This is a genomic window from Chryseolinea sp. H1M3-3 (assembly GCF_029360725.1).
Lineage (GTDB): Bacteria > Bacteroidota > Bacteroidia > Cytophagales > Cyclobacteriaceae > Chryseolinea.
The window spans coordinates 583,622-602,145 of the sequence record NZ_JARKMY010000018.1; the positions used below are offsets into that span (position 1 = coordinate 583,622).

Annotated in this window: 14 protein-coding genes; 6 read left to right on the top strand and 8 right to left on the bottom strand. The window is 42.1% G+C overall.

Features of this window, described 5'->3' with window-relative positions:
* From P2W71_RS26490 to P2W71_RS26500, 3 genes are read left to right on the top strand one after another with little or no spacing between them, the layout of a single operon-like run.
* Window positions 1-1,113 (top strand): 2-aminoethylphosphonate aminotransferase, encoded by a 1,113-nt coding sequence (locus P2W71_RS26490; RefSeq protein WP_276374451.1) that lies wholly within the window; start codon window positions 1-3, stop codon window positions 1,111-1,113.
* A gap of 20 nt (window positions 1,114-1,133) precedes the next feature.
* Window positions 1,134-1,862, top strand: a complete 729-nt coding sequence (locus tag P2W71_RS26495; RefSeq protein ID WP_276374452.1) for a hypothetical protein — start codon at window positions 1,134-1,136, stop codon at window positions 1,860-1,862.
* 44 nt (window positions 1,863-1,906) lie between these two features.
* Window positions 1,907-2,797, top strand: coding sequence for a DMT family transporter (locus P2W71_RS26500; RefSeq protein WP_276374453.1), 891 nt, complete (start codon window positions 1,907-1,909; stop codon window positions 2,795-2,797).
* Between the two features lie 29 nt (window positions 2,798-2,826).
* On the opposite strand, the gene P2W71_RS26505 is transcribed toward P2W71_RS26500, so the two are convergent.
* Window positions 2,827-3,963: a CapA family protein gene (locus tag P2W71_RS26505; protein WP_276374454.1), complete on the bottom strand. Its 1,137-nt coding sequence runs from the start codon at window positions 3,961-3,963 to the stop codon at window positions 2,827-2,829.
* Between the two features lie 73 nt (window positions 3,964-4,036).
* Window positions 4,037-4,681 carry a ligase-associated DNA damage response endonuclease PdeM gene (pdeM, locus tag P2W71_RS26510; RefSeq protein WP_276374455.1) on the bottom strand — a complete coding sequence of 215 codons (645 nt, stop codon included), beginning with the start codon at window positions 4,679-4,681 and terminating at the stop codon, window positions 4,037-4,039.
* Between the two features lie 286 nt (window positions 4,682-4,967).
* Here pdeM and P2W71_RS26515 point away from each other — a divergent pair, with 286 nt between their 5' ends.
* Window positions 4,968-7,643: a GH116 family glycosyl hydrolase gene (locus P2W71_RS26515; protein WP_276374456.1), complete on the top strand. Its 2,676-nt coding sequence runs from the start codon at window positions 4,968-4,970 to the stop codon at window positions 7,641-7,643.
* 57 nt (window positions 7,644-7,700) lie between these two features.
* Here P2W71_RS26515 and P2W71_RS26520 read toward each other — a convergent pair whose 3' ends face one another.
* On the bottom strand, window positions 7,701-8,489 hold the full coding sequence (locus P2W71_RS26520; protein WP_276374457.1) for an SDR family oxidoreductase: 789 nt from the start codon (window positions 8,487-8,489) through the stop codon (window positions 7,701-7,703).
* A 404-nt stretch (window positions 8,490-8,893) separates the two neighbouring features.
* On the opposite strand from P2W71_RS26520, the gene P2W71_RS26525 reads away from it, so the two are divergent.
* Window positions 8,894-9,091, top strand: coding sequence for a cold shock domain-containing protein (locus P2W71_RS26525; protein ID WP_276374662.1), 198 nt, complete (start codon window positions 8,894-8,896; stop codon window positions 9,089-9,091).
* 309 nt (window positions 9,092-9,400) lie between these two features.
* Window positions 9,401-10,360: an acyl-CoA desaturase gene (locus P2W71_RS26530; protein WP_276374458.1), complete on the top strand. Its 960-nt coding sequence runs from the start codon at window positions 9,401-9,403 to the stop codon at window positions 10,358-10,360.
* 111 nt (window positions 10,361-10,471) lie between these two features.
* On the opposite strand, the gene P2W71_RS26535 is transcribed toward P2W71_RS26530, so the two are convergent.
* The 5 genes from P2W71_RS26535 to P2W71_RS26555 all read right to left on the bottom strand — a co-directional run bounded on the left by P2W71_RS26535 (window position 10,472) and on the right by P2W71_RS26555 (window position 18,118).
* Complete coding sequence (locus tag P2W71_RS26535) at window positions 10,472-11,590, bottom strand: permease (RefSeq protein WP_276374460.1); 1,119 nt, start codon at window positions 11,588-11,590, stop codon at window positions 10,472-10,474.
* Window positions 11,591-11,713: 123 nt separating this feature from the next.
* On the bottom strand, window positions 11,714-12,895 hold the full coding sequence (locus P2W71_RS26540; protein WP_276374462.1) for a histidinol-phosphate transaminase: 1,182 nt from the start codon (window positions 12,893-12,895) through the stop codon (window positions 11,714-11,716).
* Window positions 12,896-13,034: 139 nt separating this feature from the next.
* Entirely contained in the window at window positions 13,035-13,424 is a 390-nt protein-coding gene (locus tag P2W71_RS26545; protein ID WP_276374464.1) for a hypothetical protein, read from the bottom strand.
* A gap of 13 nt (window positions 13,425-13,437) precedes the next feature.
* Window positions 13,438-14,910: a SusD/RagB family nutrient-binding outer membrane lipoprotein gene (locus P2W71_RS26550; protein ID WP_276374465.1), complete on the bottom strand. Its 1,473-nt coding sequence runs from the start codon at window positions 14,908-14,910 to the stop codon at window positions 13,438-13,440.
* A 10-nt stretch (window positions 14,911-14,920) separates the two neighbouring features.
* Window positions 14,921-18,118 (bottom strand): SusC/RagA family TonB-linked outer membrane protein, encoded by a 3,198-nt coding sequence (locus P2W71_RS26555; protein ID WP_276374466.1) that lies wholly within the window; start codon window positions 18,116-18,118, stop codon window positions 14,921-14,923.
* Window positions 18,119-18,524 lie beyond the last annotated feature (406 nt).

Genomic DNA, 18,524 nt, shown 5'->3' on the forward strand with positions numbered 1-18,524 from the left:
ATGAAGCAAGTCGCTCGAAAAATTTTATTGAACCCTGGTCCTGCTACCACAACAGATACCGTAAAGCAAGCCATGGTGGTTGAAGATATTTGTCCGCGTGAAAAAGATTTTGGAAAACTATTAGATTCCATCAAAGAAGACCTGGTAAAAGTTGTGCATGGCGGAGACGAATACATCGCCGCGTTGTTTACAGCAAGTGGCACCGGAGGTCTTGAAGCTGCCATTACCTCTGCGGTACCGAAAGAAAAAAAAATTTTGATCATCGACAACGGAGCCTACGGAGCGCGAATGGCAAACATTGCTTCAACCTATGGGATTGACGTTGTTTCATATAAAGTTGCCTATGGTGATTTCCCCGACGTAAATCATGTTGAAAAACTCTTAAAGGAAAATAAGGATGTAAGTCATTTGGCTGTTGTGCATCACGAAACAACAACTGGTATACTAAATCCTGTCCAGGCGATATGCGATTTGGCAAAAAAGTTTGGGGTAGAAGTAATTGTGGATTGTATGAGTTCATACGCCGGGATCCCCATAGACGTCAAAAGATGGGGTGCCGGTTATTTAATTTCATCCTCAAACAAATGCATTCAGGGAATGCCCGGAATGGTTTTTGTGATTTTCAAGAAGGCACTGTTACCGGAATTAAAAAATCAAAAGCGTTCGTATTATTTTGATTTGTATAGCCAGTATGTTGGTTTTGAAAAAACGGGTCAGATGCAGTTTACGCCACCCGTGCAGGTGGCCTATGCACTAAGGCAAGCCATTGACGAATATTTTACAGAGGGTGAGGCGAACCGCTGGAACCGGTATCAGGAGAATTGGAATGTGTTGTGCAGCGGCCTAAAAAAATTAGGTTTTGAATTTCTCTTGCCAGACCAGTATCAATCAAAAATTTTATTGGCGATCAAAGAGCCTAGCAGTCCCCGATACAACTTCGATGCTATGCATGATTACCTATACCAACGCGGGTACACCATTTATCCGGGAAAAGGAGCTAAAGAGGCAACTTTTCGGCTATCGGTGCTCGGTGACTTATACAAAACAGATATTGAGAATTTCTTAGCTGAACTGAAAGGTTATTTACTTCATGCAGGCATTATCACGGCATGATGATATTCAACAAAACCATCTTGCAAAAAGATTTAGGAATTCGCAGAGGCCTTATAGCTTTTTTACTGTTGCTTAACGTAACGGCTAACGGTCAGCAGTTCGGATTATCCTTTTCTTATTTCATTCCAAAAAATGGTGACTTCTCCACACCTATCAGTCCGTTTTCAATTCGTGGATTAGGTGTTGATCTTAATCGATTTATCGCACTTGAGACTGGCGCATCGCTTTATCGGATGTCAGGTTTGAATATAAAAGATCTCCCTTTCGAATCCAAAAAAGCATTGGTGGGACCGAACTTTACCATTCTGGTTCCTGCTGAAATCGTTTTCTCACTCAAAGGCTCCGCTGTTGAATTCGACGTAAAGGGTGGAGTCTTCGGATTTTATGGATTTGGCCAGAAAATCAATTATGGAAACTTTGACCGCGCCATCCGGGAATATGAAAATTGGCAAGTTGCTAATAGTGATTTCTCTTACGACAACAAACCAGGGTGGGGATATCACGCCGGCGCTGAACTCACCATTTATGTAACGCAACAGGTAGGCATTTCGTTAGAAACGAATTACTTGATGGGTAGTTCCAAATTTCCACTGAAAGGAAGTTATATTGGAGGAAACGCCTCCCTTGAAACAAAGCAGGTGGAATATGCTGATGCCAAAATCGATTTAACAGGACTTGAATTTTCAATCGGAGTAATTTTTAATTCAGGCCAAGGCGGTGGACCTCCAAAGAAAAAAAGGCGCAGATAAGGTTATGGTGCTATGCTTGAAGTTAAGCTCCTGTTCACGACGGTATGACAAAAGGTAATTCTGAAGATAAAATATTCATCATCGGGATGATATTGAGCATGACTTGCTGGGGTTTTAGCTGGACTTCAGGAAAAATCCTTTCCAACTACGGAGATCCACTTACCATTTCATTTCTCCGGTTTTTAGTGACGTTTCTTTCCCTGGTGGTTATACTTTACTTCATGAAAGAACGGATGTCAATAAGCCGCAATGGTTATGTTGATCTTTTCGTTGCGGCGGCACTGATTTCACTTTATACTTTTCTTTTTTTCAAAGGTCTCACATTAGGTAAGCCTGGGGCCGGTGGTGTACTGGTGACCGTGTTAAATCCCATCATCACGTATGCGATGAGTCTGGTTTGGGCTGGACGTAAACCAACACGAAATGAATTCTTTGGATTGACGTTGGGGCTTATCGCAGGGGTCGTTTTACTAAAGCTGATTACGGAAGCAGGTGAAATATTTAAGGCAGGAAATATTTTCTTCCTGTTGGCGTCATTTACATGGGCTATATTAAGTCGTTTCACCGCAAGAGCTACACGTTACGGTTCGTCTCTGTCTTTCAGTTTCTGGATGTACGGAATTAGCACGCTGCTGATGTTTTTATTGTCGGGTTGGAGTGCATCTTCAGAGACCCTGAGCAAGAGCGATTTTACTTTTTGGGGAAATCTTTTTTTTAGTGCAACTATAACGACGTCGCTGGCTACAACATTTTATTTTGTCGCTACGTCAAAGGTTGGTGCAAGCAAGGCCAGTAGTTTTATCTTTATGGTGCCGTTTTCTGCTGCCCTGGGCTCGTGGATTTTTCTGGGAGAGATCATACAAATGCACACAATGATTGGTGGAATTTTAGGGATCGCAGCAGTTTACATTTTGAATAAGAAGGAAGCCTCCTGATCTGCGAACGATGGGGTATTAGCACTTCACTATTCAGTTAATGGCGTTCGCGTCAAATATCCCTTAGGTCTCCGCTTCATTTCTTCCACATCTTTGTTGTATTTTCTAAACAACAATCTGGAATCTTCAACGAACACCTTTACCGCAGCTTTTGATTCAGCATCTTTAATGAAATTTAAATTCTCTTTGTCGTTATCATTAACAGGAATCAAGTAATAATCCTTGTTAGCATCAGCCGTTCTGTACACCCAACCCAGGTAATATCCAGCGCTGTCGATGGTAGTCACAGCACTATCAGCTATGTAACTAATCTTTTGAAGTTCGAGATAGGCCATGGCGCCTCCGTCTGTATAGCGTTTACGTTGTCCTGAAATGTAATTGCCCAACGAATAGGCTACAAATTGATTTTTATCTTTTCGCCATTCCATCGGTTGAATCACATGAGGATGCGCACCAATGACTAATTGAGCTCCGTGTTTAAAACAAAATTCAGTTAAAGCCTTTTGCCATTTGGAAGGCAGGCTTTCATATTCATTTCCCCAATGCGTAAATACAATGATGACGTCCGGTCTTGCAGCTTTTGCTTCGGCAAGGTCTTGTCGCATAATGGCTGTATCCAGATGATTAACAACGTTGGGTTTCGTTACCGGAATACCATTTGTACCATAAGTATAATTCAATACAGCAAGCTTGAACCCGCCTTTTTCAATAAACAGCGGCGATTCGTTAATCCTTGAAAGAGAATCTTTGAACGTTCCCGTATGTGCAATCTTAAAACTATCCAGCATATCGATTGTCCGTTCGAGACCCTTCCGTCCTCTGTCAACACAATGGTTATTCGCCGTTACCAAAACGTCAAATCCAATATCTTTTAAGGTAGTACCCAGTGCATCCGGCGAGCTGAATTGAGGATAACCTTTGAATGGAGGACCTGCCAGGGTTACTTCAAGATTTCCGATTGCAAGATCCGCAGAATCTAAGTAGGGCCTCATGAACTGGAAACAAGAACTGTAATCATACTTCTTCCTCACAGGGTCGTATGCCGACGCAATCTGTGAATCATGTCCCATAACATCACCTGCGAAAATTAATGAAAGACGTGTTGTGTCTTGGGCATTAGCCGTTAAAAAACCGACGGTTAGCAAAAAAAGTAATGTGCTTCTCATATCCTATTCAACTGTGCCTACAGCCTACGATTTCCTTTTAATATTTTGGAATACTCAAAAAGTGTCGATCGTTTTATTCCTTCACTTCTACAATTTTCTCCTCCACAATAACAAATACCTTATCTTCTTTTTTGGGCCAGATTTTAGCTAAACCAGTAAACATCCCGAAAGCGGGAAGTAAGCCCGAGCATTCACCAAAATAGAAGCATGGCAAGGTAACAGATTGTTTGCCCTTTCCCCGGAGATTTACGCCAGGATGTATGTGTCCGGCGATATTGTAACATTGCATCTCGATTTCCGTCATCGGGTGGTGCGTGAAAATAAATGGATCGAGGCGCAACGTATCGTGCAACACAATTCCTTTGCGGCTATATTGTACGCGACTCATAATATCATGATTGCCTAAGACCAATTCAAAAGAAATGTTTGTGAAATGTTTTACCACTTCTCCAAAAACTTCCCACTCTGGATTGTAATGACTGTGAAACAGGTCGCCAAGGCAGATGACACGTTCGGGCCGCGTCAGGTATAAAAGATCAATTAATAATTCAAGATTGCGTTCGTTTGCTTTAGACGGGACGGCGATTCCCGACTTACGAAAGTGATTTATCTTACCGAGATGGAGGTCAGCAATAAAAAGAACATTCTTCTTCTTCCAACGCACAGCCTTTTGAGGCCACAATTCCAGAACTTCGTCAAAAATTTTTACTTCAGTCATTCCCATCAAAAATCAATTCAAGATAAAAATTAAACGGCGATGTTCCGTTTACTCAATCGAATCTAAAAATTCAATTCTGCATTAAAAGAACTTTGGAAGAACATTGCAAAAAAAGAATTAAATTCCTTTAAGTTAATCATCCCTGTTCGGTCACAGCGATTTTCCCGTGCCGTAATTGCGTATAAGGTCTAAAGCTATCAAATTAAAACTTTCGGATGGTTTAAAAGTGTGTATTTACATCCTGCATAATTAAAAGTATATTCAACTTTATCAACATGAATTACTCATGAAAACAACCTCTAACAGACGTTCATTCCTGAAAAAAATTAGCGTTGGTAGTGTGTCTGCCACTGTCATGCCTGCGGCTTTGCTTGCGAGAGAAGATGGTAGTGCCGCCAACGGTTTGACGGCGACAAAGCCAATCCTTAAACAAGAAGGTCGTGTGTATAACGGCAGCTATCACAAAGAATTCCTGAAACGCGTAGCCTTTCCAATTGGCGGCATGGGGGCTGGGATGTTTTGCCTGGAAGGAAATGGCGCCATTTCCCATATGTCTGTTCGCAGCAAACCCGATGTATTTAACGAGCCGGGAATGTTTGGAGCCATTTCAGTTAAAGGAATTAAAAACGGTGCGAAAGTTATTGAAGGACCCGTTCCAGAGTGGAAAAGTTTTGGCCAACCGAATACTGGCAACGGCGCTGGCGGTTCTATTTTTGGATTACCACGTTTTGAAAACCCCACATTCCTGGCGCGGTTTCCGTTTGCCACTATTTCCCTTCAGGAAAACGACTACCCCTTACAAATAGAACTTACTGGGTGGAGTCCATTTTTTCCAAATGATGCTGACAATTCCAGTTTGCCCGTCGGAGCGCTGGCTTACAAATTTAAAAATATCAGTAGGCAGTCCGTTGAATGCGTGTTCTCCTTTCACAGCAAAAACTTTATGAAGCCAAAAGAGGCCGATCAGGAAAAGAACAAAGCAGGAAAAAATTATATTCAATCCATACCCAATGGTTTTATCCTTTCCCAGGCGGGAACTGAAAGCCGCCCACACGATGAGGGTGACTTTGCGATCTTTACTGACGCATCCAACACGATAGTAGACCATTGTTGGTTTAGAGGCGGCTGGTTCGATCCCCTCACCATGACATGGGAAGCAATTCGTAAAGGTGAAATAAAACAGGTCGATCCCGTGGAATCAGGCGCACCAGGCGCTTCCTTATTTGTGCCATTCACAATTAACGCGGGCGAGGAAAAAACTATAGCCGTCATGATGGGATGGTATGTGCCGGTTTCAGATATGCGGCATGGCGGTGATGCAAAAGAGGAAGACAAATGCGACGGCAGTTCAGGGTGCTGTGCCACATCGGAGTCACTAGGCGCAAAAGCTGTTGATCAATATAATAACAGTGAAAACTATAAGCCCTGGTATAGCAGTAGGTTCAAGAACATTCAAGAGATAAGCGAATATTGGACAAAAAATTACGATGACTTGTTTACAAAATCGACATTGTTCAGTGACACTTTCTATGCAAATTCATTACCACCGGAAGTAACGGAGGCCATAGCTGCTAACCTCACCATTCTGAAATCACCAACCGTTATGCGTCAGCATGACGGTCGGCTCTGGAACTATGAAGGCTGTGGCGACGCATGGGGCTGTTGTCATGGATCGTGCACGCATGTTTGGAACTATGCACAAGCAATTCCGCATTTGTTTCCTGCGCTTGAACGGACACTTCGCCACACTGAATTTTGCGAGAATCAAAGTAAGTCAGGACATCAAACTTTCAGAGCTGCCTTACCCATCCGGCCCGTAGATCACAGCTTTTATGCTGCTGCCGATGGTCAGCTTGGAGGCATTATGAAAGTGTACCGCGACTGGCGCATCTATGGAAATAACGATTGGCTTAAGACGATGTATCCTATGGTGAAGAAAAGTCTCGACTATTGTATTAGCACCTGGGATCCAAAAGGAAAAGGTGTTATTGAAGAACCACACCATAACACTTATGATATTGAATTTTGGGGACCGGATGGCATGTGTACGTCTTTTTACCTGGGCGCTTTAACGGCGATCATCCAAATGGGTAAGTTCTTAAAAAAACCTAAGGATGTTGCTGTTTATCAAAACCTGTTAGAGAAAGGAAAAAAATTCATTGAAACAGAACTTTATAACGGCGAGTACTTTTATCAGAAAATTCAAGTTGAAGGACTCAATGCTCCTAATCCTATTTTGGCTTCAGAAAAGTCGATGGGCGGACATTACTCTGATGAAGCACGACAACTTTTGGAAAAGGAAGGGCCTAAGTATCAATATGGAACGGGCTGTCTTTCAGACGGGGTCCTAGGTGCCTGGATTACTAAAGTTGCCGGACTGGATGATCCCTTCGATGGAAATAAGATCAAAAGTCATTTGTTGGCTGTTTACAAGTATAATTTCAAGAGCGATTTGAGTGAACATGCCAATCCGCAGCGACCCTCGTTCGCCTTAGGGAATGAAGGAGGTTTGCTACTGTGTTCGTGGCCGAAAGGGGGAAAGCTGTCACTCCCATTTGTTTATAGCGACGAAGTATGGACTGGCATTGAATACCAGGTTGCTTCGCACTTAATCTTTATGGGTAATGTAAAGGAAGGATTAGAAATTGTGCGCGCATGCCGCGACCGTTATGATGGCACAAAACGGAATCCTTTCAACGAATATGAATGTGGCCACTGGTATGCAAGAGCCCTTTCGAGTTATGGATTGCTTCAAGGTTTAACAGGTGTGCGATATGACGCCGTAGAGAAAGTATTGCATATAGATTCAAAAATAGGCGACTTCGCCTCCTTTCTTTCTACGGCCACTGGATTTGGGACCGTAGCCTTAACGGATGGAAAAGTATCGCTGACAGTTGCCCATGGACAAATTCCTGTAAAAAAAATAAACTTGGCGGGAAAGGTTAGCAACTTTGAATCTTAATTCCATTTGAATATTCGATGTTTAAGGCAAAACCTCAAACATCGAATATTCAATTTACTATTTATCTTCCTCAGATTGCTTTCTCATATTTTCTGCGAGCACGGTATCTGGCAGAATGTTACTCAAAACTGATTGTACCTTGTTCTTAAATCCGGAGACAACTTTGTCATCACCCTTCATCAAAGCGTTATAACCGTCTAGGGCAACTTCGCGGGGGTCGGCTAACTTTTGATCAGTAACCAACTTTGAATTTTGTGCTCCTGCTTTGTTAAAGAAATCGGTGTCTGTCGCGCCTGGCTGAAGTGCGGTAAGCGTTACATTTGTATCCTTTACTTCATTTATCAGTGCTTCTGTAAAAGAAAGAATATACTGTTTAGTTGCACCGTATACAGCTTGCAACGGTGAGGGTATTTCTGAAACAATGGAAGCCAACTGCAGAATTTTGCCATCGTTTCTCGCTACCATCTCCTTCAAAAATAAGTATGTTAATACAGTTAGGGACGAGATATTTAATTGAATGATATCCAATTGTTGGTGAATATCCGTCTCAATAAATCGTCCATAAACACCTTGTCCGGCGTCGTTGACAAGAATATCAATAGTGATACCCTTTGCTTTTACTTCATCATACAGTTCAAAAGCCGAAAAAGGTTGAAATAAGTCCTTGGCTATTGTCATTACGCGAATTCCATAAAGACCTTGAAATTCGTTGGCCACAATATTCAGGTCATCTTCCGTGCGTGCAACAAGCACGAGGTTATATCCATTTTCAGCAAATACTCTTGCTAGTTCATAGCCGATGCCACTCGTGCCACCGGTTATTAAGACATATTTATTTTCTATCATAATTTTTTATTTAGGATACCAAACTCGACTAACGGTCTGGATATGCATTTTTGATTACTATCAAAAAAATTGTGCCATCACATTTTAAGACCACGCGACAACATTTTTTGTGTAATAAAATCCATAATGGGGAGTTCGGTTCTGTGGATTGTTGTTGCCCGATTCGCACTTAAGAGACATTTTTGAGAATATTACCCAACAATGATTAGGTTAGGATCTAATAAATGACTAGCTTGCAGCGCAATTTAAGAACAGTGCCTGTCAACACTTACCTGCCTCAAGATTTGTTGTTACGACCTTCCTTAATAAATTCATTCATTTTCTGATTGTAAATCATAATTGAATAATTAATTGCCGGTTAAGCACACTTAACCCATTGAAGTGTTTTTTTTTAATTTAAATAAATAATGCAAGGAACAGTAAAATTCTTTAATGAGACCAAGGGATTTGGATTCATTAAACCAACCAATTCAAACACAGACATCTTCGTTCATTCTTCAGGTCTCATTGATGAGATCCGTGAAAATGATGTCGTTGAATACGAAGAAGAACGTGGAAAAAAAGGTATGAATGCGGTAAATGTTAAGCTAGTAGAAAACTAATAAGACATTTGTTATAGTTAAGAAAGAACCACTTTACGTGGTTTTTTTCATTTATATCCAGCGCACGAAACTGTCAAGAACCGAATAAAAGGTACAGCCTTGAATTAATTTGTTTTCTTATTCGTTCTTTTGATAGTCCATAGAATTAATCTTTCCATTAACGTCATATTCTTGAAAGTAAAATCTTTAACCTTCGCACGTACGAATCTTGATTTCTCATCGACCTTAAACCATAGAGTTAATGAGTATTTCAAAGCAAATCAAATTAATCGTCATGGAAATTTAGAAATGGTAATAAAAACCATTCTGATGTTTCTATTATATTTTTTGCCCTACGGTCTTATTCTCGCAGGAATTATTACGGCGCCTCTAGCACTCTTTGCATCTGTTATTGTCATGAGTATTGGACTCGCCGGCATTGGACTCGCAGTTATGCATGATGCAAATCATGGAGCCTATTCCAAGAAAAATTGGATCAATAACGTAATTGGCTATTCCTTAAATCTTGTTGGAGCAAATGCATTCAACTGGAAAATGCAGCACAACGTTCTGCATCATACATATACAAATGTGCACGATCATGATGAAGACATAAGCCCACGGGGCATCTTACGACTGACGCCGCATACAGACTGGAAATTTGTTCACAAATTTCAGCACTGGTATGCCTGGTTCATCTATGGACTCATGACACTCACGTGGATGCTGGTAAAAGATTTTACACGTCTTGCCAAGTATCAGAAGAACGGAATGGCAAAAAAACATAAAGCGAATATTTTTAAAGAATGGTCTATTCTAATCCTTACTAAATTCGTTTATGTAGGATACATTTTGGTACTTCCTTTAATATTTACTTCACTGCCTTGGTGGCAAATCCTTTTAGGAATTTTTATCATGCATTACATCGCTGGGTTTGTTCTGGCAATAATTTTTCAACCTGCCCATGTCGTTGATGGAACTGAATTTCCACTACCGAATGAAGACTACTCCCTTGAAGACAATTGGGCAGTGCATCAATTAAGAACCACTACAAATTTTGGAAACAAGAGCAGATTCTTTTCCTGGTACGTTGGCGGCTTGAACTTTCAAATTGAGCATCATCTATTCCCGAATGTTTGCCATGTTCATTACCGAAAGATCTCCCCCATTGTTAAAAAGACTGCACATGAGTTCGGGTTACCTTATAAAAGTGCACGAACATTTCTTGGAGCACTTCAGGGTCACGGACGATTGCTAAAGCAACTGGGCTCAAAACCAGTGACTCAATAACGCTTCGACACAGGCGAATTGGCAAAACATATTCATTCAAATACAAAAGCTGGACGTATCCAGCTTTTGTTATTTTAGGTTAATGAATCGTATTATTTTGAGTCAAGTTCATTAAAAACTTCGCAGCACCTGAAGCACCTTACTTTTATATAATTTAATAAAGCGCGCCTTTGAGAATACCGGTATAGAAGCGAAGCTTAAACAAAGGGCCGCACAAATAAAGTTATTGGTTACACCGGTGAAATACGCTCCGGATGAATAGATACCTAAAATGAGAATTACTGAAAATGGTAATGAACACGCAAGGATGTTCATAGCAAACTCTAAATCAAAAATCTTATTTCCTCCAACGTCAGACTTCCGTTCTAATTCACTGACGGCGGCCATGTGTGCAAAAGGCCAGAAGCTGCAAGCGCTTTGAGGAAAAACTACTATCAGTAGCGCAATGGCGGTGTCTTGCACAGGCAAAAACATCAACAGCACACCGCTAAGGAGAAAAGCCATACCAGATCTGAAAAAAAGAAAAGACAAAATAACCTTGGCTTGCTGCCGTGTTAGTTTCATGGAAATACCGATGAATAGCAATACTAAAGGAGTCATCATGATGCTAAGGCGATCCACATTCATCGTAATAAACCCCGGAAGAGACTCGAAATTTAACCCTAAGGCTAACATTATGATCGCCGTTACAATCACCATATTTACCGGCTCTTCCACAAGCGCTTTTAACAAGTCTTTTATTTTCGATTTGCTGTTGCGTTCAGTCAGTGCATGATTAGTGAAGTACCATTTCATCGCCACGAGATATGCAATAATCAATACAAAAATTTTATTCCCGATATCACCTAATGCCGCCATCGCGAACGGCAATTCACCGCTGTACTCTAAAATAAATGGAAAACACGACAAACCCGGCGCTAAAGAAGGAAGTAATAAAATCGCTGCGCGGTGCTGGGAAACCGGCACGTCAAAAGCTGACCGAAGTGGCAGCTTTTCAACAAGTACATACAGAATCAAATTAAAAGCCAAAGCGAGAATAGGAATGAAAATCATGGAAGGCTCAAATTCAATTTTCAGCAGCGCAATAAAAATTGTTGCTGGCAATGCAAGACTTAATATGATTGTTTTTATTCCTTCCTTTTGCTCCTTGCTTTTAATTTTATTCCGGAGCAGAAAACCGATGGCAATCATCAGGAGTAAAGAAAGTGTTTTTATGACAGCTGAATTCATGAAGAAAAAAAGTTACGGGGAAATAATGACGATAGGTTGCAGGTGTATAGACAATCAGCAAAAGCTTCTAGGTCTATACAACCTGCAGATCATGGCAGAAATATATTTCTGCACTAATGGAACTTAAGCTATCTGGGTAAATGCTGCCTCAAAGGTTTTCATTTCCTCCATCAGTCCAATACTCACCCGGCACCAATCCTGATTATTGAATTTCCAGTAACGGACGCTCACACCACGGTTCATCATTTCTTCCACAAACTTCTTTCCATCCATCTTGATTGGAAATAGGACAAAGTTCGTTGACGAAGGAATGTAGTCATACCCTTGTTTCTTCAATACCTTATATAAAAATTCCTTTGATTCAGTAGTGCTTTTTAAGGCTGCTTGTAGAAATTCAGCGTCATTGTAACTCACGAGGGCGGCACTACCTGATGTAGCAGAGATTGAGCGCGCTCCTTTCGTTAAAGGTTTCATCGCTTCCAACATCGGCGTTTGTGCCACCAGGTAACCTACCCTTAACCCTGCAAATCCATACAGCTTTGAAAACGTACGTGCAACCATTACGTTGCTTCCTTTGCGAATACACTCCATCACAGATGCTTCCTTTGGATTTTCCATGTAATCGATATACGCTTCGTCAACAAAAACAGGAACACGCTTAGAAACCCGCTCGCAGAAAGCTTTAAGTTTCGCAGCATCTACAGTTGTACCGGTTGGGTTATTCGGATTACATACATACATCAAAACGGTTTTATCATCTATTGCTTTTTCCATGGCGTCCAGGTCAAGCTTGTAATCAGATGTAAGCGGTATTTTTTTCCATGTAGTATTGAAATATTCTGTCATATCGTTAGGAATATTTCCATACGTTGGGTCACCGCTGATCAGGTTCCCTCCCATCTTACCAAAATGAACAACTGCAGCCTGAAGCAATGGGCCAGAACCGGCTCCCAACATTATGTTTTCGGGCTTAAGGCCTTCATATGTCGCAATGTTTTCAGTCAACTCCGTTAAGGTCTTCATCGGATACTGATAACTTTTATTAATCGCCTCAATCAAAGCTTTCTTTGCTTTTTCAGATGGCCCAAAAGGATTTTCATTGGCTGATAGTCTCGCTTTTATTTCAGCCATGGCTTGTCGTCTGAGCATTTCACCAGACATCGTCTCAGTTGTACTAACATATTTTGTAAGCGATGTTGGAACTGCCAATACATCGGTAAGGCTACCGGATAACAGCGCCAGTGATCCGGTTACAATTGAACTGTTCTTAATCCATTGGCGCCTGCTAAAAGTTTTTGTTGCCATGTTGTGGGGGTTTTAGAGTGATTATTTTTATTTAGAATGTTTCGGGCAAGGGACATAAGAGCAACAGAATGATCTTCCGCTTACGGGTTAGGTAGAAGCGTGAAGACCATTTGTTGCAATGTGACCTGCCACCTACAGGTTACTTTTTAATTCTGAATGCGATGCCTTTGTAGCTGCCGGCATACTCATTGGGTTTTGTCCCCTCGTATGAAACACTGATGCTTCCTTCAGCATTGGTGGTGAATACTCCCACAGGAGTGCTCGCCGCAAACACCTCAACAGCCAGATCTGACACGGGAAGCGAGTCTATCCCTACCGTATGATCCAGTATTCCGGTCTTGTCTAGTTCATAGAAATATGCCGTGATCTCATTAGCTCCAGTGCTTTTAACATCTAATAAGACTGGTGATGCAACCTTGTTGACTGCCATGTCGGATACATCTTCACAGCTGGACAAGGTTACAATGATCATTGCCGCAAGCAGTATCAGGATGTAATTGGTTCGTACTTTTGATGCTGTTTCATTCATAACATTTCGATTTTTAGTTTTCTACCCACCAGAGTTTAGTTTTCATATTGTCAGGGCCGCCATTGAGAGCCTCGGCGGCGGTTACCTGTGCGTCATTCAGTGAATATTCAGTGGACGGGTATACCAGCCGTGTCGGCAGCACACCATCATTCTGAAATTTCGCTTGAGGATCGGGTGCAGGCATGACAGGAAAGCCAGTACGGCGATACTCAGTCCAAGCTTCGATGCCCTGGCCAAATAAAGCAATCCATTTTTGCGTCATGATGTTTTCCTTTGACACACCACCCAATTGCGCGATGTAACCGTCAGGAACAGCAACACCGTATTGATCGAAGGCTGCAGTGATGGCAGCCTCAAACAACCCTTGGGCATCGCCGGAGATATCTCCCTCAAGCGCTGCTTCTGCCTGGGTAAAAAGCAGTTCGGCGTAGCTCATTAAAACCGCTGGTGAAGTCGTCTGGGCGAACACAGCAGGATTGATGGTCGCACTATATCCCAAATACTTTGTTGCAACTTCACCAGGCAGTCCGTTGGGGTGACCAGAAATAACACCACCGGCAAGACTACCGGGTATTGCGTAGACCGCGAGGCGCGGATCATTTAATGCCTCGAGCTTGTTTACAAAAGTGCTGCTGATATTCCAGTCTGTACGGCCTTGCTGAATTAAGATGTCGTTCCACGGATTGTTTGTGGGAACTGCACCATATTTCAGCTGAGCGATTTCAGTTTTGTTATCAATCATAGGGTATGTTGCAGGGTCATCGATCATGGCCTGCATGTCTGCGGCGGAAGTAGGTACCAGATGCGCTTGCCTGTTCAGCAACTTGAATCGTAAAGAGTTAAAAAACTTTTTCCAGAGAATAATTTTACCGCTAAACAGGATATCACCTTTGATTGGAGAGCCGGCAACATTCAGTTTTTCATTGGCAATTTTTAAGTCTTCGATAACACCCGCATAAATTTCCTGCTGAGAATCATAAGACGGCGAATACACAGGTTCATCCGAAGTTCCTGAAAGCGCGGATTTGTAAGGAATAGCACCCCAGACATCCGTCAGCAAAGAAAATCCCCAGGCACGCATGCCAATTCCAATACCCTCATAGTTGGGATTCGGGCTTTTAGATTCAGCGTCAGATGTTTCAATAATTTTCTGATAGTTAATGAGCGCATCCGCATAAAATACTTCCCAATTTTTAATGTTGACAGATGGCTGCACGTTATAATTATCGCCTTCGTTTTCATAAATGTTTCGGGTGAGATAACCCACCCACGACATCGCATGATCAAAATTGATACGTTCGTTTCGGGCTTTATTCCCCCAATAGTTGTCGATAGACATTTGCAACGCTTGTGGCAATAAATACTGCGGAGTGACTTCTATTGGTTTGTTGGGATTTGTGTTGAGATCTTCGAAGTCACCTGTGCAGGACCCAACAACGGTCAACATTACCAAAGCGATGATGATATTTTTGATAGATGGATTCATATTGCTAGGATTAAAATTTAACGTTCACATTAAAGCCAATACTTCTGGTGCTTGGCAACTGGCCGCTGTTAAATCCCATATCGGCGCTGCTTACTTCAGGATCTATATGGCGTGCATTCTTGTGGAAAATGGCAAGGTTTCGTCCCACTGCGGAGATACTGATAGACTGGAGGAAGTTTTTATCAAACCATTTAGCAGGTAGTGTATACGTGATACTTGCTTCTCTTAGTTTTACATAACTTCCATCCATAATAGCGGCCTCGTGATATTGTCTGCCACTATAATAGGTCATAAAGGTTCTTGTGGAGGCCACTACATCATTTGGTACAAAGTTGGGAGATTCCTCAGAGCCAATATTTTTGACACCGAGACCAATAACACCTTCTTCTCTTCCATCGAGACTTTCTTCGAGTACACCATTCTGACGACCGAGGCTGCTTCCCATGTCATAGATGTCCCCACCCTTTTTGATATCAATAAGTGCACTCACTGTTATACCTTTGAAGCTTACGGCATTTAATACACCACCCGTCCATTCGGGTGTGATATTTCCAATGACATGCTGGCCCGGAAGGTTATAAGGATAACCGTTTCGGAAGATGAGTTGTCCGTCTTCGGTACGCGCAAATTTATTTCCGTACAAGTTTCCATACGGCTGGCCTACACGTGCTTCAAGAGATGCCCCACGTTGTGTCCACAAAACCAATGAATTCAGGCCGTCGGCAAGCGTAACGACTTCATTTTCATTTTTGGCAAAATTGACACTGGCATCCCATGTTAAACCATTTGCAAATTTCAGTAAGGTTCCGCTCAATGAAATTTCAATGCCCTTGTTCGTAATTTTACCAGCATTAAGGATTCTTCCCGTGTATCCAGATCCCCGCGAAATATCCACGGCGAGAATTTGATCTTTGGTGGCTTGATCATAATAATTAATATCCAACCCGATTCGTCCATTCAAAAACCGGATGTCTGCTCCAACCTCCACACCAGTGGTATATTCAGGCTTTAAGTCTTTGTTGTAAATTTGAGAGCTCTCAGAAAACTTAGGTATGCTTCCGTTCCATAGCCCTTTTGGGTTGTAGACCTGTTGCAAATAATATGGTGGCGCATCGCTGCCTACTTTGGCCCAGCTCCCCCTTAATTTTAAGAATGAGATTACATTGTTGAACATAGAAGGAACCATTTCGGAAACAACAGCGCTCAAGGCAGCCGAAGGATAGAAGAATGAATTATTCTCCTTCGGCAATGTGCTGGACCAGTCGTTCCGACCTGTAACATCAAGGAAGAGCACGTTCTTGTAACCCAACGTCACAGCGCTGAATAAGCTATTCATTTCCGATTCGGCTATCGCGCTTTCATTTAGATTAGGGCTAGCGTTGTTTCCCAGGTTGTAAACCCGATCGATAGTAAGCTCGTTGACTCTCGTATAATTACTTTTAAAATAATTCGTACGGTGTATCCCGCCGAGCTGAACCACCAATGAAAAGTCTTTGAACTCTTTATCAGCCTTTAAGATGAAATCAGAATTGGATTCCTGGTTCCGCAGTACTTCTTCGCTATAACGTCCCGCTCTGAAGGAACCACCTTTGGTGCGCGCGTAACGATCTACCACGATTCTCGTATCGGTCCACAAATCGGTTCCCGTTCTGGCCAGAACGCTTAGCCATGTCGTGAGCTGATAACTGACAGCGACATTTCCAAGGAAGCGGTCTTTTTCGTTTGGAGACACCGTAACCTCCTGTTCAAAATATGGATTGCTGAAAAATGTATGCTGCCAGTTTGGTGGTTCAGTATCGCCTGGGGGCTGAATGTGAACAGATTCATACTGACGGTAATTTTTTAACTGATTGAAGTTAGTGTGACGGTGATGCCAGATAAAATTACTGGAGCTTGAAAAAGCCCGGTTATCTGATCCCGACTTTACATATTCGCCGGAAACAGTGACTTTTAATTTGTCGGTGAAATTATAAGAAGCATTTAACCGAAAATTATTCCGATAGTAGTCATTGTTGTATACAATGCCGTCTTGTTTGAGTTGGCCAGCAGAAAATCTGAAGGATCCAAATTCGTTATTACCAGTAATCGAAACGTTGGTATTGAATGTTTTACCAGTCTCCCACCATTGCTCCCAGTTGTTTGGCTCCGGCACCAGCGGAGCAGTTTCTTTACCTGACCACCAATGGCGTACCAATCGTCCATCCATAGGTGATCCCCAGCTTTCATCAGTTCCATCTGAACCTTTAAATCCATCGACAGTACCGCTCCAACCATCAGCATACCAGGTTAAATAACCAGAGCCCCCACCATACGTATTTTGGAATTTGGGTTTGACTAGCGGCTCCTCAAAAGTTGCGCTAAAGTTAACCTCAGCTCCAATGCCTTTCTTACCTGATGCGCCACTTTTTGTCGTTATTAGGATTACACCATTAGCAGCACGGGAACCATACAACGCAGCGGCTGAAGGTCCTTTTAATACACTAATGCTTGCAATGTTACTGGGATCTATTTCTGAAATTCCACCGCCATACTGTTGATTTTGCTTGCGATTAAAATTCGGGTCATTTCTTGTAACGTCTTCGCTACTGGTTAAATTTCTGGAGTTAACGGTCTGTGCGATAGGAACACCATCAACAACAACAAGCGGTTGATTATTTCCGGATACCGAAGAAAAGCCGCGAAGTACAAACTCGGGACTTCCGCCAGGCACAGCATTGGTGGCCACTTGCAAACCAGCCACTTTACCTGAGAGATTGTTTACAACAGAGGATGTTGGTGTCTTTGCGATGTCTTCACCTTTTACTTCCTGAACGGCATATCCCAGTGCTTTCTTCTCACGTTCTAATCCGAAAGCCGTGACAACCAATTCCGAAAGTTGTTTGATATCGGTCTCCATAGCGACATCAATCACCGATTGATTTCCTATCAAAACTTCTTTAGGAGCCAATCCTATAAAAGTGAAAATCAAAGTTTCAGCTTGTTCCGGAACATTAAGTGAATAACTCCCATCGCCACTGGAAATGGTGCCGATCGTAGTTCCCTTGACGACAATGTTTACACCTGCTACTACGGATTGATCTTCAACAGATTTTACGGTACCTGTGATGACACGTTCCTGAGCAAGGACCGATGCGCTGAGAAAAAAGCAAGCTGCTAGGCAAATAAGGAAAGCACTGCTGAGAATTGGAGGAGTAGAAATTCTCTTCATAGGGGATATGTTTAGGTTAATTAAAAACCTTGTCACGATAACAATACCCCTAACCCGATTAGACCGATTCCAAAATTAAAATTGGCCTTGTACTGTTTTCACAATAAATCTAAATAGAGAAAACGCCATTTAACCAAATATTGTAATGTATTAGATGCGTTTACTTCAGAACGCGTTTGAAAATAAAATTTTCCGAAAAGGTTTGCTGCCGCCTCTTACCAGGCTTGGATTGTGAGTGCATTCGTGTGAATCAGTCCCGAAAACGAAACAGGGACTATTTCGCGCTGTCAAAAAACAAGGGGTGCGTTTCTGAAATTTTCAGGATGTATCTAGCCAGTTAAAGCAACAAAGGCGCGAATTTTACATGTTGTGAAATTTTCTAACATCAAATAATGTGAGAAATCGG